General features: G+C 44.8%; 17 protein-coding genes and 1 pseudogene. 3 read left to right on the plus strand and 15 right to left on the minus strand.

Translation table 11 applies throughout. The features are described 5' to 3' along the window. Positions 1–4: 4 nt before the first annotated feature. The 3 genes from MKZ07_RS22920 to MKZ07_RS22930 all read right to left on the minus strand — a co-directional run bounded on the left by MKZ07_RS22920 (position 5) and on the right by MKZ07_RS22930 (position 2,971). Entirely contained in the window at positions 5–1,006 is a 1,002-nt protein-coding gene (locus MKZ07_RS22920; RefSeq protein WP_036699974.1) for a sensor histidine kinase, read from the minus strand. Continuing rightward, entirely contained in the window at positions 1,007–1,690 is a 684-nt protein-coding gene (locus tag MKZ07_RS22925) for a response regulator transcription factor (RefSeq protein WP_036699977.1), read from the minus strand. A gap of 336 nt (positions 1,691–2,026) precedes the next feature. Further along, positions 2,027–2,971, minus strand: a complete 945-nt coding sequence (locus tag MKZ07_RS22930; RefSeq protein ID WP_341027668.1) for an MBL fold metallo-hydrolase — start codon at positions 2,969–2,971, stop codon at positions 2,027–2,029. Between the two features lie 188 nt (positions 2,972–3,159). Between MKZ07_RS22930 and MKZ07_RS22935 the strand changes: the two genes are divergently transcribed. Further along, complete coding sequence (locus MKZ07_RS22935) at positions 3,160–3,573, plus strand: MerR family transcriptional regulator (RefSeq protein WP_341027670.1); 414 nt, start codon at positions 3,160–3,162, stop codon at positions 3,571–3,573. Positions 3,574–3,711: 138 nt separating this feature from the next. On the opposite strand, the gene MKZ07_RS22940 is transcribed toward MKZ07_RS22935, so the two are convergent. The 4 genes from MKZ07_RS22940 to MKZ07_RS22955 form a co-directional block, all read right to left on the minus strand. Next, positions 3,712–5,955 (minus strand): U32 family peptidase, encoded by a 2,244-nt coding sequence (locus tag MKZ07_RS22940; protein WP_341027672.1) that lies wholly within the window; start codon positions 5,953–5,955, stop codon positions 3,712–3,714. 130 nt (positions 5,956–6,085) lie between these two features. Next, a complete protein-coding gene (locus tag MKZ07_RS22945; RefSeq protein ID WP_063829069.1) occupies positions 6,086–6,718 on the minus strand; it encodes a DsbA family oxidoreductase in 633 nt (210 codons plus the stop codon). Between the two features lie 22 nt (positions 6,719–6,740). Further along, the gene (locus MKZ07_RS22950; protein WP_036699986.1) at positions 6,741–7,385 is read right to left on the minus strand and encodes an NAD(P)-dependent oxidoreductase; all 645 of its coding nucleotides are present in this window, start codon (positions 7,383–7,385) and stop codon (positions 6,741–6,743) included. Between the two features lie 2 nt (positions 7,386–7,387). Further along, positions 7,388–8,044, minus strand: coding sequence for an SDR family NAD(P)-dependent oxidoreductase (locus tag MKZ07_RS22955; RefSeq protein WP_341027674.1), 657 nt, complete (start codon positions 8,042–8,044; stop codon positions 7,388–7,390). 196 nt (positions 8,045–8,240) lie between these two features. Between MKZ07_RS22955 and MKZ07_RS22960 the strand changes: the two genes are divergently transcribed. Together MKZ07_RS22960 and MKZ07_RS33645 are read left to right on the plus strand one after the other, a co-directional pair. Further along, a complete protein-coding gene (locus MKZ07_RS22960; protein WP_341027676.1) occupies positions 8,241–8,834 on the plus strand; it encodes a TetR/AcrR family transcriptional regulator in 594 nt (197 codons plus the stop codon). Between the two features lie 230 nt (positions 8,835–9,064). Further along, positions 9,065–9,307, plus strand: a pseudogene (locus MKZ07_RS33645) (serine hydrolase); the annotation flags it as partial. 677 nt (positions 9,308–9,984) lie between these two features. On the opposite strand, the gene MKZ07_RS22965 reads toward MKZ07_RS33645, so the two are convergent. From MKZ07_RS22965 to MKZ07_RS23000, 8 genes are all read right to left on the minus strand, one after another. Beyond that, a complete protein-coding gene (locus MKZ07_RS22965) occupies positions 9,985–10,851 on the minus strand; it encodes an SDR family oxidoreductase (RefSeq protein WP_076156150.1) in 867 nt (288 codons plus the stop codon). Further along, complete coding sequence (locus tag MKZ07_RS22970; protein ID WP_036699997.1) at positions 10,848–11,357, minus strand: hypothetical protein; 510 nt, start codon at positions 11,355–11,357, stop codon at positions 10,848–10,850. Before MKZ07_RS22970 ends, MKZ07_RS22965 begins: the two co-directional genes overlap by 4 nt. 127 nt (positions 11,358–11,484) lie before the next feature. Further along, entirely contained in the window at positions 11,485–12,033 is a 549-nt protein-coding gene (locus MKZ07_RS22975; protein WP_372238063.1) for a MarR family winged helix-turn-helix transcriptional regulator, read from the minus strand. Positions 12,034–12,089: 56 nt separating this feature from the next. After that, entirely contained in the window at positions 12,090–13,454 is a 1,365-nt protein-coding gene (locus tag MKZ07_RS22980) for an MATE family efflux transporter (RefSeq protein ID WP_076156147.1), read from the minus strand. Positions 13,455–13,529: 75 nt separating this feature from the next. Then, complete coding sequence (locus MKZ07_RS22985) at positions 13,530–14,189, minus strand: dihydrofolate reductase family protein (RefSeq protein ID WP_076156144.1); 660 nt, start codon at positions 14,187–14,189, stop codon at positions 13,530–13,532. 21 nt (positions 14,190–14,210) lie between these two features. Then, positions 14,211–15,347 (minus strand): sugar ABC transporter substrate-binding protein, encoded by a 1,137-nt coding sequence (locus MKZ07_RS22990; protein ID WP_036695791.1) that lies wholly within the window; start codon positions 15,345–15,347, stop codon positions 14,211–14,213. Positions 15,348–15,367: 20 nt separating this feature from the next. Beyond that, positions 15,368–17,296, minus strand: a complete 1,929-nt coding sequence (locus MKZ07_RS22995) for an alpha-amylase (protein WP_341027680.1) — start codon at positions 17,294–17,296, stop codon at positions 15,368–15,370. Between the two features lie 36 nt (positions 17,297–17,332). Further along, positions 17,333–18,373, minus strand: coding sequence for a zinc-dependent alcohol dehydrogenase (locus MKZ07_RS23000; RefSeq protein WP_036695795.1), 1,041 nt, complete (start codon positions 18,371–18,373; stop codon positions 17,333–17,335). Positions 18,374–18,421 lie beyond the last annotated feature (48 nt).

Here is an 18,421-nt window from a genome sequence, read left to right on the forward strand (position 1 = left end):
GCTGTTAAATGACATGCTTATAAAATTTGATCCGAAACTCTGTACCGGTCCCGCTGTCGCTCGTTACATCAATCACGCCGTTCTGGCTTGCAATGATGCTGTGAGCCATCGCTAGCCCTATACCGATGCTTCCTTCATTAGCATTCTTTCCTTTATAAAAACGTTTGAATATATAAGGCAAATCCTCTTTCGGAATGCCCTCTCCGTTGTCAGTAATAACAATTTCCGTAAATAGCACGTTGTCGGAAAAAGTGATGGTAATCGCACCGCCCTCAGGTGTATGCTCCACTCCATTTTTCAAAATATTGATGACCGCTTCAGCAGTCCAATGGAAATCGCCGTCAAATGAGACGTTGTCATCCCCTGTGATGGAAACGGTCTGTCCCTTAATATCCATCGGAATCATAACCGGCTCCAGTGCCTTTTGGATTAGGGTTTTCATGTGTATTCGAACTTTTTTGAACGGGATCGTTCCCGCATCCATTTTCGCTAGCTTTAATAAGGATGAAACAAGCCAATCGATCCGTTCAAGCTGAATGCGGATATGATGGGTGAACTCCGTTCTCTTGAGTGGAGGCAGATCAGGGGCGCTTAACAGATCTGCCATGACTGTCATAGAGGTGATCGGTGTTTTGAGTTGATGTGAAATATCGGAGATGGCATCGGTCAGTTGAAGCTTATCCTGCTGCAATAGCGAACGATGCTCGGAGAGCATGCGTGTCACCTTGTAAATATCATTCTTTAAGATGCTAAGCTCACCTTCTTGATTATCGCGAGGGTCAAGGGAGGTCTGGCCGCTGCTAATTTCCCGCAAATAGACGGACAGCTTCTCTAGCTCGTAATATCTCCGTTTTGTGAATAATACAGCTGTGCCGGTAAGCAGCACGGATACAGTAATAACCAGGGCTGCGGCGATAGACGAAATGAAAGCAGCAATGACGATCGCCGATAAGCTGATCGAGCCCATGACGAGCAATAATAGTAGATTTTCCCGATTGCGCAGCATCTAATCACCAACCTTATAGCCTAAACCGCGTACCGTTTTGATCAGAGCCGGCTGCTCCGGATTATCCTCCAGCTTTTCCCTTAGCCTTTTGATATAGACCGTTAACGTGTTGTCATTCACGAAGTCGCCGGCCACGTCCCAGATTTGCTCCAAGAGCTGATTCCTGGTGAGGACCTGTCCAACGTGGTTGCCAAAGATCAGCAGTAAGCGGTATTCCAAGGCGGTTAGCGAAATTTCGTCACCGTTTTTATATACTTTGCCTTCCAGCGTATGGATGCGCACATTGTCAATGTCGATGACTGTTCCGGCGTGGGACAGCTTCTGGTATCTTCGCAAGACGGATTTGATCCTGGAGAGAAGCTCGCGAACCCGAAAAGGTTTGGTAATGTAATCATCGGCTCCCATATCGAGCCCCATAACGACATTGACCTCATCATCAATCACCGTTAAGAAAATGACCGGAATATCCCGCCGTTCCTTCACCATCTTGCATAATTCATAGCCAGTTCCGTCTGGAAGCTGTAAATCGAACAGGCACAAAGTGAACTGATCGATGTCTTTGGCGAGCACCTTTCGGGCTGAAGCGGCATTATGGCAGAGAACAGTCCAATAACCCTCTTGCTGCAGCGAATATTCCAGTCCCGACGCGATCGTCTTATCATCTTCAACTAATAATATTTTCATCTGAAGGTCATCCTTATGATTGATTTTAGAACATTTAATGAATTCCACGACTACTTGGAGGATATTAAGACATTTGGAGACAAAGTCTTATCGTGTACTTTGGACTAATGATTAAAATGTTTTCTCCATACAATGACGCTGTACGCAAAAGTAAATTGCTCAAGCTGTTGCCCCTCTCCTTCGAATAGCAATGTCAGTTCGCTGTCGCTTGGCATTCTCATCCCGGTATCCTCCCTGTGTTCACTCAATTAATATACTATATAAATAGAGAATAACCTTGTTGGTCAGGACCAAACCATATACTCTAAACTTGGTATTGTAAGGTTGCCGGTTGTCTCATCTATTGTTTTGAACAAGCATACTGTTAAAGAGCCAGCGAAAGTTCCATCTGAAATACTGGGGCAGATGCCAATCCTCATACCCTTTTAATATACCTTGCTCCAGCCAGTAAGACTCTGATTGTCCGCTTTTTACAGCTCCAGCAACATAAGCGATCATTTTCTCCAAAAAGCGTATGACATCTGCGATTCGATCTGAATTAGAGATATCTCCGTGACCCGGAACGACAGTATCGGTCTTGAGATCTTGTTGCATGCGTTTAAGGATGCGTATCCAGGCGTACGGATTACCGTAGGGGATGACCGGAATGGTCTTAGTCAATACCAAATCACCTGCAATCAAAGTTCGCTCCTCTGGAACGTACACCACGGCATCACTTAAAGAATGACCGCCTCCGTAAGACAACACTTCGATGGTTCGCTTTGTTCCCCGAATCACGAGTTTATCGTCAAAGGTTATCGTGGGGACCACCCTGCGAAGGGAAGGGATCGTATCATACAGCGCATGCTGAACAGAAAGATCATAATCGATTTCAATGAGCATATGAGGATCTCTGTGCTGTGAACGTTCATGCTGTAGGCTAGTTATTAACTTGCGAATGTTTTGTTGCATGACATCTATATTCACTTCACCCATATCAGCAAGCAAATCTCTTGTCCACACAGTAGATATCAATTGGCTGCTCATAAATTCCTGATTGCCGTTGACATGATCTCCATGGAAATGTGTATTCACTACGTATTTGACCGGTTTGTTCGTTAATTGTTCAGCAGTATGACGTAACAAAGCAGCAGAATGCGGCAGATTGGTGGTATCCACTACCACGGTTAAATCCCCAAGATCAATAATTGCTGCATTCCCCAGAGAACCGCTGCCGGGAACCGAAATAGCCCCCCAGACCCCCTCCGATGCTTGTTGAATCGTGAAATATTCGTTGTTCATTATGACACCCCTTTAGTGTTTGTTCCTGTATTCGAATGAGTAACGTTAACTTACAAGTTAGAGTCAACTGGAAGTCAAGAGTTTATTCAGTACAAGGCTGGGGCGAATGTACACATTGGCTTTGAGCTAACTAAAGGCTGTATAATATCTTTCAATATCAGCTTTCATAAAGGAGGAACAGAAATCCGATGCTCACCATCAGTCAAGTGTCAGAACAAACAGGACTAACTCCTTATACAATCCGTTATTATGAAAAAATCGGGGTACTACATGAACCCATGCGCAGTAATGGAGGGGCACGTGTCTACCAAGAAAGCGAGGTTTCCTATATTCAATGTCTAAATAAACTTAAAAAATTGGGTTTATCGCTTGAGGAGATTACAGAATTTACTCGTGAGGGCTGTGTCATGGATAAAATTCAACAAGGGGAGAAGCCTTCTACCTATAGTCCTACTTTAAAAAAGCGGATTGAAATCCTTGAGCAGCATCTGATGGAACTGGAATCCAAGCGACAAGAAATTGATTATATGATTTCTCTCGCCGCAGAGAAACTTACCCTATACCAAGGACTTACGAAGGAAGACATAGTAAATACTAAATAATCGCCAGAACAAATAAACCCGCAGAAGCCCGTTCACGCATCGTTCCGACCGGAGCGTCACTACCCTGCTCCTCTCGTCGATATGCTGTAAATATAGGCTCCTGCGAGCTTTTCTTCGAATGACTGTCTTTCAACCTACCTACACAATCTCTTTTTTAAAATGTCCTCTTGTGTCTGTTTCCTGATTGAAGACAGCATTATTCATTGAGCCATTTAATTTGCCTGAGGCCATATGAATGACGTTCACAACCTGCTCTTTAGATTCAACTGTGAAGTTTAACCGGAGCGCCTCGATTCCTTTGAGGTCTGGCAGCTCATCTAGCAGATTAAGCGTCTTCCCGTTAAGAATAGTCGCTGTACAATCCTCATGGGAAAGGATAGGGAACGTTGCTTGTTCATCTTTTAACTCATAGCTTTTCGTTCTGCAAACTCTGCATTGATTCATTTTTCTCATCGGACAATATTTGGTGAACATCAATGGAGCCTTGCCATACACAATCATTTCCAGCGCAGGATAGCCGTCATTGTCTTCAACATAGGCATTTATTACATCTTCAATTTGGCCCTTATTCATTTCATAAGATAAAGTGACTCGCTTGGCCCCTAATTTATATAGTTCATAGCAGCTAGTTGCATTAATAACGTTTAGAGAATAGTCCGTAACGAACGGATTGGTGTCTCTGTAGTGATGAATTCCGCCATATCCTCCGATCAGCAGCTGCCCTTCTTTTTCCTGATAATCGTTCTGATTTCTTCTAACCACATTGTCAAAATAGATTTCCGTAATTCCACAGCTCACGCAAGCATCATACTGTTCCTTAGTCGTTACAGAAGCCGTGAGGTATGGTTGTACAGGGGCAAAGCTTATTTTTTCTTTGGCTTTCGCAGCCTTGGTTCTTTTCTGCTGGCTGTTAAGCTTTAGGTCATATAAGCCCATTACAATTTCTCTTCTTGCTGCATTTAACAGCTTGGCTGGAATAAACGCATTGCCTTCCTCATAATCGACCTTATTGAGTTCGAATATCGTATCATTTAATCTGGAGAATTGCTTGATGACCTGGTCTTTGGTGGTTGGATTATTAATGGCTTCGCCTAATACTTCCTCACTTTCATAGGAATAATTAAAACCAAAGCCCTCCGCCTCTATGACAAGCTTTGAATCTGGATATGCATATACGCTAATATCTAGGTCAAACCGCTTAAATTCTTTTTCCAGTGAGGCTTCTAATTCCTTGTGGTAGAAATAATCCTTCGTTTTATAGACTACATCTCCCGCAGACATCTTTTCTTTGACTTTGATATAGCAGACATCATCTGCTGTGTTGATTAAGTCACCGTCTTTGTTGTATAGCTTGGCAACCGTCAAATTAACATCTTCATTGTCATGATTGATCCGGATGGTGTCGTTTTGATTTAAAGTACGTGTAAGTGTGATTTCATACCTGTCCTTCTCAACCCTGCTAATGGTTCCAATCTCATAACCAAAGTGATTAGGTCTTGCGATGTTTGTAATATTCCTCCGGTCCTCGTGGAACAAATATCCTTTGGTAAAGGTGCGATTGAATGTCTTCTTCAGATTTTCTTTATCTGCTTCAGTGATTTTATGATCTAAGGCCATACGATATTTGGATACCACATTAGCCACATACGTAGGCACTTTCATTCGGCCTTCTATTTTTAAAGAATCGATTTCTTTTAGATCATGAATGTAATCAATTGTGTTCAAGTCCTTAGTGGATAAAATATAGCTTTTGCCTAAAGATGTACCTGTTGTCTGATCCATCAGATCGTATTCCTTACGGCAGGAACCCACACATCTTCCGCGATTTGCGCACCGAAAGCCGCTTAATCCAGACATTAGACAGTTTCCCGAATAAGATACACATAACGCACCGTGAACGAAGATTTCTAAAGGGATGTCAGCTACTCTTTTGATCTCTTTGACTGTTTCAATCTTAACCTCACGGGACAGAACCACTCTTTTCGCGCCAAGTTCTTTGAATAATAAAGTTCCGTCTACATCGTCAATTCCCATCTGAGTGGAACAATGTGCTTCCAGATCAGTAAAGTTTTTAACAATATAATCAAACGCCGTCAGGTCCTGGACGATAATGCCATCCACACCGATTTCATTTAATTCGCGGATCTGCTCTTTCATCTCTTCCACTTCGTTCTCAAACACGATGGTATTCATGGCAACATAGATTTTAACATCCCTCAGGTGCGCATACGTAACAGCCTCATTTAACGTTTCCAAGTCAAAATTAGAGGAGTATGCGCGTGCACCAAATTTTTGCATGCCTAAGTATACTGCATCACAACCATTGGATATTGCAGCTTTCAAAGCTTCCATACTGCCTGCTGGCGCTAATAATTCAGTCATAAATGATCCTTACCTCCTGCTTCAATAACCGCTCAAATTCAGCACCATTAATCATAAAATAAGAGCTGCAACTTAAGCTACGGCAAAAAGCACAAGCGAGTGGCTTGTGCATGATTCTTGCGGGGCTTATTTATTGAGCTGCCTGGTTAAGGGCGCTTAAGAATATCTCAACGGGCTGTGCGCCGGAAACTGCATATTTTCTGTCAATGACAAAGAAAGGGGCTCCTGTTATTCCTAACTGTTTGGCTGTGGCTTCATCTGAACGCACTTCGTTAGCATATTTGGATGGGTCCTGAAGAACTGCCTTTGTCTCGTCCCTGTTCATTCCAACGGATTCTGCAATATCTGCTAATGTATCATGATCGCTAATCAGCTTGGCTTCCGTGTAATACGAATAGAACAGCTTCTCGGATAATTCCTTATCTTTACCAACCGATTTGGCATATTGGGTTAGACGATGAGCATCAAACGTATTGGTAGGCTTCATTCCGTCGAAATTATACACCAGACCCATCATCGCCGCTTGTTGCCCAAGCTTAGCATTTGCCTCTTTCGCTTGCTCGATACTCACACCATGTTTCTCAGAGGCCATTTGATGCATATTTTTGCCAGAGTACAATGATGCTTGCGGATTAAGTTCAAAGCTTCTAAATTCAATCACCACTTCATTCTGATGAGCGAATTGCTCCAGTGCAGATTCTAACCGCCGTTTACCAATATAACAGAATGGACAAACATAATCCGACCATATCTCGATTTTCATTTCCAAGCCTCCTTTTTGGAGCTTATTTGTTGTAGACGATAGGCATTTTTCTAATCATATGGTTGTCACGGGTGGCAGCGTACATGATATTAGCAACATTTTCCCTGGAAACCGATAATTTAGCCGATTGATCTCCGAATGAATAGTCATAGGATTGCCCTTTGTGTTTAACATTGGGGTTAATAATTCGGACAACTGTCCAATCAAGGTTCGATTGTTTAATAATTCCTTCCATTTTCTTCATCTCTGCATAACCGTTTGGAAGGAAAACTTTGGCCATCACACCTGGAAGTATCGTCGACATGTTTTTCTTATCGTCATCTGATTGCAAAGCCGGCGTCGCAAGTGTAATTAACCTTGTTTTGTTATGCTTCTTCATAGCCCTAATCATCAGCTCATGTCCGTCTGCAATCGGCGTCCCTTTAAGCTTTCGTGACATATCGGATGCTGGTCCTAGTGTGCTGATTACGACATCTGATTTAGCAACAGCCTGCTCAATGGTTGTAGCATTCGATAGTTCCCCTTGTACAAAGCTCAAATTGGGATGTTTGAGGCTAATTTTGTGGGAGTTTCTAACATATGCCTTAACAAAATCTCCGTGATCTAGAGCTAATCGTGTTACCAGCTGTCCGATTGCACCACTTGCACCAAAAATGGTGATATTCATATTCACACCCGGTCTTCAGTTATAAATTCTTCTACTCTGTCTCTTTTGGTGTACATGTCGTACCAAATATCAGCGATTTTGTCTTGAACTCCTGAGTTCGGCTGCATCCAGACGATCGAAAGGTGACCCGCATACACACCTTTGTCCGCTAATTCGCTGTTCAAATTAAAGATATAATTACGAAGCCCCGAAACTGCAATTCCGACATTACCCATCGTCGGTACCGGGTGGATTGCAGCGCCTCCAGTAGTAAATAATAAGGCACCGCTTTGCTTAGCCAGCATTTCCGGCAGCACTTGCCGAACACTCGATAACGCACCTAAAACATTAAATTGAAATTGGTATAACGCATTTTCTTCGGTTACATCTAATGTTGGCGCTACGGTGTTGAAGCCCGGCGTTGGACTGTATTCAAGAACATCAATAAATCCGTATTTCTCTTTAACAGCGGCAAAGGCTCTCTCAATTTCTTCTTTATTTAATATGTCCGCTTGAAATGGAGCCGCTTCAATTCCCAATTGTTCTAATTCAATAACCAGCTGTTTCAGCTTATCTTCATTTCGGGCAATAAGAGCTACGCGAAAGCAGTTTTGTCCGAATTTCTTCGCAATGGACATTCCTAAACCTGCTCCTGCTCCAACAATAGCTATAGTTTTCATTTGATATCTCCCTTTCAATTAGAATTAATGGTCAATAAGATAAATAATGGTCAATGTGTTGTATATTTGTCTTGTGTTTATTATGATTAATAAAAGGTCAGCATTCAATATTTAATATTTCTGATTTTGAGAGATAACATGCAATTTCAGCTCAAATGTCGTATATCTCACAAAAAAATTAAGGGAATGAGTTCTAATGAACAAAAAAACCGATTTGCGTATCATTCGCTCCAAACATTCAATCAAAAAAGCGTTTATAGAGCTTCTTACGGAAAAGGGATACGAAGGAATTACGATTCAAGACATTGCCGATAAAGCGATGATTAACCGGAATACCTTTTACCTTCATTATCAGAACAAACCCGATTTGTTAAATGCATCTATGGACGAGTTAATCGAAGAACTAAAGAGTACACTCAAGCAATGCTCAAGCAGCAAAACTCCGTTAAGCGGTTCTATGCTTGAACAACTAATGCAAACCATCCTGGAGAAAATCCAGGACAATATCCCCTTTTACAAAGCATTGTTAGTGGATGAGAATAGAATTTATGGTTTTCAGTCAAAAATGGAGGAAATTATAAAAAACACAGTGGAGGACGGCTTGAATGATGCCCCATTGAAGATTTCAAAGGAATTATTACTCCAATATATCGCATCTACTTTTATGGGTATTGTGGTGTGGTGGGTTAAAAATGATTTTTCCTATACCCCAAAGGAACTCGCTTCTCAATTTGGTAAAATTCTAACTCAAGGACATTTTAAAGCCGCAGGTATTTCAATCAATGATTAAGTGAAAAAATTTGATCAGCTAATTTACCTTTGAAAAAAGTCCAATGGGATTAACCTCTCTACGTATATTGAGGTTCTATATTCAAATCATACAGAGAGAGTAAGGTTTACGAGCTTTTTTTAACCATTAGGTCCAACTTATTAACATAAAGAGTGATCGCCTCCAGTAACTCCTGTTGATCTTGTATCTCTTCTGTCGACAGCCGATCCATATGAACACTTCTTTTCCCGCCAGGAACGGGTTGGAATTATAACAATATAGGGATCAATATGCTGATTAGAATAATACGGAAGTTATTTGAGGCACCCCTGTCAGAGGTTATGCAACAATATGTTTTCAAACCCTGCAATTTCATTGAGACAGGTTGGTGTAAGAATAGCGATGACAATTTAGTATGGTTAAATGAAGAATATGCTGATGACCAAGGGGGGAAGCCAATCTTGCCTGTTTGGTTATTCCTGAACATCGGCTAGTCGCGGTTAGAATGTACAATCAAGCAGGTCCAAATCCACCAGGGTACGACTACTTGGAGGATATTAAAGCATTTGGAGACAAAGTCTTAACGTGTACTCTGAACTAATGTTAGCCAAAGCTGGATCATCAGGGTTTGCGGGAGCGAATTTGTCTGGTCTTCTGCAGGATGGCTTATTGCGGGAGGAGGCCTGGCAGTTCTTGCAGGTGTAACTATTAATGAATTTAATACTGCAAAGATGGATATGCAAAAGTCGTACATTTACATCACCCAACTTTAAAATTCACTAGTAAGGTTTGATCCCCTATGTATTTAAAGATATTTATAGTGATTGGTATTGCCTGGCTTATGTTTTTTAGCATATACTCAGCCTACAAAAAAGACCGTAACCCTCAAAACACATCTTTGAGTTTTATAATTACTTTTACATTGTTTGGTGTGTCTCTTTTACTGGCAGATAAAACGGATTATTCATATATATTGGTGCTAATCAGCATAGCTATCCTTATTCATAATATTAGTATTTTTTTCGGCAGACGGAGAAAGAAGTAAGCGAATAGCAGGGTTGCAAAAGGGAGATTAACAGTTGTTCGTAGCTGCTAATCTCCCTTTTTGTAACCATCGTTGATACGTTAGCCAAAACGGTGTGATTTCACAACCCCGTGTTATTGACATTCTCTACCGGTAATTCTCCACACTCTCATGCAGAAAGGCTTCCAGCTTACGCGGCTCTCTGCCGAGCAGGCGCCTCACCGTGTCATTTGGACTTTCTGGAACCACCCTGGACATGGTTTGAATCTCCACAACGTGGTTCGCAAGCCAAGGAGGCATATGCCCGTGCTCGATAAGATTACGGAGTAGTTCTTGGGGTTCCATATTGATGTAACTTATTGGCCGATTAAGCAGGGCGGATAGCCGAGCCGCGATCTGAGGATAGCTGAAAATCTCTGAACCTGTAAGCGTATATATTTGGCCTGATACCTCAGGGTTAGTTAAAGCTTCTGCGGCAACATCTGCGATATCGCGGCAGTCAATGAAGTTACACGGTGAATGGCCCATGGAGCCGAAGAAAACATTTTGGGTTGTAATCGTTGGTGCAAAGCGCATTAGGTTTTGCATGAATGCATAAGGGCGCAACACGGTGTGGGTGAGACCTGATCCCCTCAGCACTTGCTCGATTTCTTGATGCCAGCCCGCCACTGCTACTGGAGAGCTCTGCTCAAAGGCAGGGCTGGATATTTTCACGATGTGCTCGATTCCAGATTCGCCTGCAATCTGAATGATTGAAGTTTCCAATTCAATTTGTCTTGGACTGTTGGACATGGCGAGGAAGAGCTGGCTGGCACCTGTACATGCGCGGCGCAGCGATTCGGGGTCAGCAGCATCTGCCCATACGACCTCGATAGCTGATCGGCCCTTTTCTCCGATCTGCTTACGCAACTTCTCCGGCTCTCTACTCAGAGCCCTGACGGGCACGCCAAGATCAGCCAACCGTTCCACCAGCGCACTGCCTATCGTACCTGTTGCTCCCACAATAACTATCATTTTTTTCTTCTCCTTTTGGATGTCAAATGGGTGGTAACGGCAAGACGCCACCGCCATGTCACTATCGTGCTTGCTATGAATCCAGACAACGGGAAATCGATCCAGACGCGATCGACCCAGGCCAAGTGATGGCCCGGCATCATAAGTTCCAGTACACCAGATGTCACCCATGCCGCGCATAGGCCATACAAGGACCCGGCTATTGCGAACCCTCCTACCACAACCAAGTGAGGTGCACCTGTGACCCATCGCATATGACCCACCCGGCTGCGCAATATAAGGCCAATCATCAAAGCCATCAAGGCTGATGCACCGCCAATTGTGGTCAATGCTCCGATTTGAAGCCCCCTATCAGCAGTAACCAATCCCCCAATACCTGCCATGATGGCAGGAGCAGCATAGGCCATTACAACTTCACGCCATAGTGCAAAGGGCTTTTTTCTGGAACCCACCGTCTTGATACCGTAAGCATCATCTGGCGGATACGGGTATTTCATCTGGTTCATTTCGTTACCCCTTCCTTCTCTGAGATCATTCCGTCGAGTGCTTTCAGCGAGATATAATTAGGAACCTAACTATATAGGAGTAAAAAGAGGCTAGCATTACTAGCCCATTCTACTCATTACTGATGTTTCATTTTGGTTTCGAGCCTGGTTCGTCCATAAGGGCAGAGATGCCTAGTGTAACCCGGCCCAGCAAGTCGAGGAATACGCTGCGCTCGTCTATACTGAGTAAGCCCACCATGGCCTCCAGCCAAGCGAAATGCTCAGGAGCCATTTCACGTAGCTTCTGCGCTCCTTCTTCCGTCAAAATAACCGATTTCTGACGGCCATCCTCTGAGCTTAACCGCCTGGATACTAGGCCATCCCGTTCAAGAATGTCGATCAGACCAGTCACTGTAGCACGTGTAACGCCTAGATGCTCTGCTAATTGCGAAGGCAACTCTTCTCCTTCGTGATCTTCGAGATCTGCCAATACACGATATCGGCCTGTTGATAAGCCGAATCTGGAGAAATGAATCTCCGAGGCCTGACCAAGCTGGGCTCCCGCTGCCATTAGCCTAGATGCGACGAGTATAGCCTGTGCGTCTATGTCCAGGTTATAGCGATCAATCTGACGCTGGGATTGTACAAGGGAGGGAATAGCCTCCATGTCATTTATTTTTCTATTGTTGTTGTTCATACACATAGTATGGCACCTAATTACTTTTGTGTCAACCCGCATTGCAGTGTCGTCTGTTACATGGCCTTTTCAGCCACATCATGAACTAGATTTCTTATCCACTTGCGGGAGTAAATCCGGGCGTATCCGAAGCCAAAGCGGACAACCTCCTCCAGGGAGATGACGAGATACACAAGGTAGACAGGCTGGTTCCAGATATAGGACAGCAGCAGCCCGGATGGGACACCTATCAGCCACGTTGTGGTCGATTCCAAGGTGAACACGAACTTACTATCTCCCCCGCTATTTAGAATTCCGCCAGCTATAATCATATTTGACACCTTGACCCAAAGAAATCCAGCAAACACGATAACGATATACATGCTCATTTGTTTAGCATCCTCGGAGATATTGAATGCAGAGACATACAGCTTCGAACCTGCCGCAATAATAACCCCGACAATCAGAGAGATAATGATGCCAAGGCGAATGAACCTTTTCGCGTGATCGAGTGCAAGTTCAGTTTCGTCCGCACCCAAACGGTTACCAACCATTACTCCTGCTGCACTGGCCAGTCCCGATAATAAGCCGATGCAAAGACCCTGCAGTGGGAAGGTAATAGTCATCGCAGTCATTTCCGTTGACCCCATACGGCTATATATGATCGCATATACCGTTTCACCCAATACCCAGATCAATTCAGTCAATAGCAGCGGATAGGTCGTTCCAAAAAACTTGCGAATGAGCGGTTTAGGAATGATGAACAAGTTCTTTAACCCGACAGCTCCCGGTAAACGATATCGGTACACGGCACCAATGATCAACAAGCATTCTAAGACCCTGGAAATAAGGGTAGCAATGGCCGCGCCCTTCAGACCAAGCGCAGGAGCGCCGAAATGGCCGTATATAAGCACGTAATTCAGTATAATATTCAAACCCACTGAGATTAAACTTACATACATCGGCCATTTGGCATGGCCCGTACTGCGCAAAATCGCGGAATACATCATCGTGAGCATAACAGGCACAAAGCCGATCGACATGACCTGAAGGAAAATGTACCCCTTATCTATTACATTCACGTCTGTAGTGAACAGGCTCAAAAAGAGCGGCGAATCCATGAAGACAGCCGCAGAGAACAGGAAAGAAAACGTGAAACCGGCGATCAGCCCGAGACCCAGCACTTGGGAGACACTTTTGGAATCCTTGTTCCCCCAAAACTGGGCAGCATAAATGGATACACCCGTCGATAAACCGGCTAAGACAACCGCGATGATCCCATATATTTTGGTGGATATCCCCACCGAGGCAATGGCCACATCTCCAAGCTGCCCGATCATCAATTGATCCGTCAAATTGAGCAGCGCCATCAGCAAGCTTTGAAGCGTAACGGGCACAGCGATTTTATACACACTTTTATAGAACTCTTTTTTCTCTGACATGATTCGTACACAACCCCCATATTCTATATTTTTCCATTAACCCATAGCCATTGCAGTCTATGACTTAGTGTGAGGTCATATCACCTTTTTGTAGCGCATGAGTGTGTAATTATCGTTTGGCTGAATTTCTACAACCTTGAACTTCTTAGCAAAGCTCAATTGCTGATACCCGTCTCCATCCACTAATGTAATGTTCGTGGAGCCGCCGATGATGATCGGGAGCTGCATCAGAATAATTTCATCGACGATATCTTGGTTGAACATATGCCAGTTCAAAAATCCGCCACCTTCGACCATCAGGCTGGTGATCCCGTAGTGTTCCTCTAACTGACGTTCAAGCTCCACAAAATCAACGGTATCCTTGCCGCAGATGAGGCACTCCTTCCCTCTTTCCCGGATCTGCTTGATCTTACCTTCATCCCGTCCTTTCTCGGTCGTGACAATAATCGTCTTTCCCTGATCCGAAAGCACATTGCAGTCCATCGGAATATCCAGGGTAGTCGTCGGTATGATACGGATTGGATTTTTGTTCTCCTCATACCGATTCGTAAGAAATGGATTGTCGGTCAGGATTGTATTTTTACCAACCATAATGCCCTGCACATTCCCCCGGAACAGATGGATGAATTCCATATCCTCACTGGAAAATAAAGAAAAAAGCTCTTTACTCGAATTCCCGGCTCCCATCGTGAGCTTTCCGTCGATTGAAATTTGGCTGAATATCGTTGTTTTCATTTCTCTTTTCCCCTTATCTGATTAGTTTTTTAATGCGCCCCAGGATGCTTGGAGGGTCTGTTCCATTTTTTTCAAGGCTTGTTCGGGATTGCTTAAAGGCAACTCGATCAGACCCGCATTGAGCGCCTCCCAGACATGGATCATGAAGGGGTAAGTCGGCATCGGCCGTGTGTGGTCTAAAAGCGACAAAATCATTCTTTTATTAGGTGCAGCAGAGGCACTTAGGCGGTGTAGCACCTGCTCCTGAGCCGGAATTCGCTGCACGCCCTGCGTCCACAGGGTTTGGCATTCGTCACTCAGCATAAAACGCGTGAATGACAAAATATCTTCCCGCTCCTCCGTGGTTAACGAAAAATTCGGGTAGATCAGGCCGATGGAAGAAGACATAGATAGCGATTGCTGGCCTTCTATGACTGGAAGCTGGCAAACCTCAAGCCTATCGTTCATATGCTTGTCCAGATGGTTGTAGATCCACTCCCCACAAATAATAGCGCCGATCTTACCGTCAATGAACTGCTCTAGCAGTCCTGTAGAACCGTCGAGACTGACGAGTACGCCCTGATCCATCTTGTCGCGGATGAACTCAAGCGCTTGCTTCATCTCAGGGCTGACGATATTCGGCTTTCCATTCTGTACAGGCCAGCCACCGAAAGCTGTAAGGAACGGAATAAACCAATAGCCCTGTTGTAGATCCGCCCCAATGGGTACGATTCCTTGGGCGGTTAACCTCTCTGCTGCCTCTTCAAACACGTCCCATGTCGCCGGTGCACTGGGGTAAATCTCCGGATTGTAATATAGAACCAGATGATTGCCCCGCAAGACCGGGATACCATACTGGACACCCTCCATTTGCATCGTGGAAAGGGCCTCCTCAGTCAGCACATCCTCAAACAACCCGCCCGGAACCTCGGAGTAAAGACCATTGTCGACATAGGAGGACATATCGGCAGGAACCATCGCCAGATACGGACCTTGGCGGGTATGTTTGATTCGGTTCAAGCGCGCAGTCAGATCCGTAATGTTCATCACTTGTGGCGTAATTTGTACGCTGAAGCGCTCTGTATACAGCTTGCAAATCCCCTCCAGCACTTCAATCGAGGTATCTCCCGGACCGTCAAACTCATGCCATAGCACGATTTCCTTGTTGTTCTTTTCCATTCGCAGCCTCTCTCCCTTTTCTAAAAATTGTTTATGAGCACTAGAGCCTGATTAGGCGCAAGCTGCAAGAAGTCGAACGCCTGACCTACGCTGCTACCCGTTAAAGAGCTATCCAGTGCTACGGTCAATGGGCATCGGCCGGGTACGGCCACGTTTAAATCGACTTGGCAGAAAGCATCGGCACTCAAGTTAAAGCAGCACAGCATCATCTCATCCCCTTGCATATACCCGTATATAGCAGTACCTTCCGGGGATTGAGCCACGAAAAAGTTCTCCGGCTTCACGAGGTGGTGCCAAGCTTCCTTAAATTCACTTAGCTCCGCCAGCAGCGGCAGCATGGGTGCAGGATTAGTCCAATTAATTTGCATGACATTAAAAAAAGCGCGGGAAATCTCCTCACCGTTCGTGTTGTCACCAAGACCACAGTTGAGGGGCTGCTCCTCATTCATTTCATAGCCTGTTGTCACGTAAGGAATTGCGTTCGGAAGAAATTGATTAAATACTGCGATCATCCGGGCAACCCCGACACCGCCACGGCTCGTGATCCGGGGAGTATCTGCCGTTTCTGCACAAGCAAACACATGAATATTCAACTCAGGCAGTTCCTCTAAGAATGAAACCAGGTTCTCCTTAGTAATCTCCGTCATCACGTTCCATCCGCTTCCAAGCATAATGTTGTAGCCCGTGTTCGCTGCCTTCCTGTGATTGCGGTTGAACAAGTCTTCACTGATCAGAAGCGCATTCGGATTCATCTCTTTAACCGTGTCAAAAATACGAGTCAACAACGGAATAGGAAGCACATGTCCGATGTCGATGCGAAAGCCGTCAATCCCATACTTTTCGAGATTAAAGCGTACTGCCTGCTCCAGAACGTCCCATAACTCCCAATTCGGCTCCTCTCCCGGGTAGTCATTGCATTTAATCGTATCAAAAAGGACATATGGCGCCTGAGTCGGGCTGATAAGATGTCTCACTTGCGGAGAGAAATCTTTATAGAGGCGCAAGAACGTAATGTCTGTCCAAATCGGCTGCACATCATTAATCCAATCCGAATGCGCCGGAGAGGTTGTTATTCCCATCTCTTGCTCCACCAAAGTTAATAGCTCGTCTCCATGATTAGCAGCTCTTTCCTTCAACTGCTGCCAAAGGCTGGGATGAAGTTCATGGGGCGGCGGTGAGAACTTCCGCAGGAATGCTGCGGTCTCCTGGCTGTGGTAGACCGTCTCCAAGTGGTCAGGCGTACATTCCTCAAAGAATCCAAGCTCAGGAATCGGCGGCGGCGCAAAGCCTTCTAATTCCTCAAGCTTGATCCAGTACACCCATTCGGGATGCTCAGTAATGAATGCACTGTTTCTCGCCGTTACACGAGGAATGAAATCGACAACCGTCTTGATATCAAGCAAATGACAAGCTTCTACCAAAGCGCTAAGCTCATCGTGGATGGTGAACTCTTCCATACCGTCCAACAAGCTGTCATGCAGATTCTGGTCCAAGTGGAATAACGATTGCACAGCGTAAGGTGACCCGATATCCCCCTTCAGATTTAACTTGCTGTACTGGTTTACTGGAAGCATATACAGAATATTGACGCCCATTTTCTTTAACAGCGGCAGAAGAATAAGGAATCTTAGAAAAGTGCCCGATTCGACTGTTCCGTCATGGTTGTAATCCCAGGCCGTCGAATAACGAATTAACGCAGAATAGATCGTGCTTTCGTCTAAATTCGTGCGTTCCTTGAGCAAATACCTCCAGGAAAGCTTGTCTACATACCTCAAATGCTCTGTCAAAAAATCGTACGGATGCACACATATTTCACCGTCTTTTTCGAAGAGAATAGGCTTATAGCTGCACTCATTCCACACTGCAGGTATCCAAATTGGCTCTACCTCTCTGGCCTTGTGCATAGACAAGTAATCCTGAACAAGTCTAATTTTTCCTTCTTTGCCCATGAATAGATCCACCCCTCGCTAATTACAGCTCCACATTTAGGGAACAAAAACCGTCTTCACGGTATCACTCTCAACCACCTTCAAAGAATTCAATTCATAGCCGATCAACTCGTTGATTGCTGCTTCGTGCTGATTGAGCTTAACTTTTCTAGTCACCAGTTTCTCCAGTTCAGGTGTCTCAGCAGCAAACCGTATAGCTTCCTCGAACATGTAGCGGTATTCGCCTGCTGCGATAATTTTGATGGCATGCTGTACGAATTTGGTAGGAGAAAAGGTGTACCGGTAATTCGCATTAATACCAAAAGGAACGATGCGGCCTCCACGCTCAATCCATTGCTCCGCCATTTCGAGCTGAGTGCCTACCGTGTCGATAATCACATCAAACTTATGTCCCGAGCAGATCTCGTCTACAGTAGCTTCATGTAATTGGGAAGGTGTCAGAGCATAATCTGAGATTTCTCTGGCAAAAGCCAGCCGGTAAGGATTAATCTCCGTCGCAACGGTAAGCGCCGCCTTGGATTTACTCACAATTTGACTTAACAATCCCATCGGACCCGATCCAAGAATGAGCACCTTATCGTCTGCAGTGACATTAGCCTCTTTGAAATTGTGCAGCACACAGGCAAGAGGCTCGATCAAAACCCCTGTTTCCCAGCTCATATGGTCAGGAAGCTGGTGTGCAAACGTTTGTACAGTAGAGTAAAAAAAAGTGAATGTCCCATTTCGATTCAAACCTGCAATAGGCATCCCATTTCCATCGGTGCCCGTACAGAGGTGCGGCTGTTTCTTCAAGCAAAAATAACATTTCTCGCAGCTTTGATTCGGATCAATAACCACGCGGTCGCCTACCTTAACGCGGTCAACGTTGCTGCCGGTTTCAATTACGGTCCCCACAGCCTCATGACCGCGAATAACGCCTGGAACCCCCTCCTCTTTCCCCGTGATGACTGCTAAATCTGTTCCACATACACCCGTCATCTCAATCCGGATCTTGACTTCATCCGGTGCTGCAATTCTAGGCTCTTCCCATTCGCAGAGCTCCAGCTTATGATTCGATGTCCACACAAGCGCCTCCATACGCATTCTCCTTCCCCATTCACTTCTTTACTATCCATATTCACCCAG

The sequence above is a fragment of the Paenibacillus sp. FSL P4-0338 genome, from assembly GCF_038002365.1.
Lineage (GTDB): Bacteria > Bacillota > Bacilli > Paenibacillales > Paenibacillaceae > Paenibacillus_AQ.

Coding starts and splice junctions, on each gene's coding strand:
- MKZ07_RS22975 (WP_372238063.1), bottom strand. CDS start 12,033: ATGAACAACAACAATAGAAAAATAAATGACATGGAGGCTATTCCCTCC.
- MKZ07_RS22945 (WP_063829069.1), bottom strand. CDS start 6,718: ATGAAAATCGAGATATGGTCGGATTATGTTTGTCCATTCTGTTATATT.
- MKZ07_RS22935 (WP_341027670.1), top strand. CDS start 3,160: ATGCTCACCATCAGTCAAGTGTCAGAACAAACAGGACTAACTCCTTAT.
- MKZ07_RS22930 (WP_341027668.1), bottom strand. CDS start 2,971: ATGAACAACGAATATTTCACGATTCAACAAGCATCGGAGGGGGTCTGG.
- MKZ07_RS22925 (WP_036699977.1), bottom strand. CDS start 1,690: ATGAAAATATTATTAGTTGAAGATGATAAGACGATCGCGTCGGGACTG.
- MKZ07_RS22960 (WP_341027676.1), top strand. CDS start 8,241: ATGAACAAAAAAACCGATTTGCGTATCATTCGCTCCAAACATTCAATC.
- MKZ07_RS22980 (WP_076156147.1), bottom strand. CDS start 13,454: ATGTCAGAGAAAAAAGAGTTCTATAAAAGTGTGTATAAAATCGCTGTG.
- MKZ07_RS22985 (WP_076156144.1), bottom strand. CDS start 14,189: ATGAAAACAACGATATTCAGCCAAATTTCAATCGACGGAAAGCTCACG.
- MKZ07_RS22970 (WP_036699997.1), bottom strand. CDS start 11,357: ATGAACCAGATGAAATACCCGTATCCGCCAGATGATGCTTACGGTATC.
- MKZ07_RS22990 (WP_036695791.1), bottom strand. CDS start 15,347: ATGGAAAAGAACAACAAGGAAATCGTGCTATGGCATGAGTTTGACGGT.
- MKZ07_RS22965 (WP_076156150.1), bottom strand. CDS start 10,851: ATGATAGTTATTGTGGGAGCAACAGGTACGATAGGCAGTGCGCTGGTG.
- MKZ07_RS22920 (WP_036699974.1), bottom strand. CDS start 1,006: ATGCTGCGCAATCGGGAAAATCTACTATTATTGCTCGTCATGGGCTCG.
- MKZ07_RS22950 (WP_036699986.1), bottom strand. CDS start 7,385: ATGAATATCACCATTTTTGGTGCAAGTGGTGCAATCGGACAGCTGGTA.
- MKZ07_RS23000 (WP_036695795.1), bottom strand. CDS start 18,373: ATGGAGGCGCTTGTGTGGACATCGAATCATAAGCTGGAGCTCTGCGAA.
- MKZ07_RS22955 (WP_341027674.1), bottom strand. CDS start 8,044: ATGAAAACTATAGCTATTGTTGGAGCAGGAGCAGGTTTAGGAATGTCC.
- MKZ07_RS22995 (WP_341027680.1), bottom strand. CDS start 17,296: ATGGGCAAAGAAGGAAAAATTAGACTTGTTCAGGATTACTTGTCTATG.
- MKZ07_RS22940 (WP_341027672.1), bottom strand. CDS start 5,955: ATGACTGAATTATTAGCGCCAGCAGGCAGTATGGAAGCTTTGAAAGCT.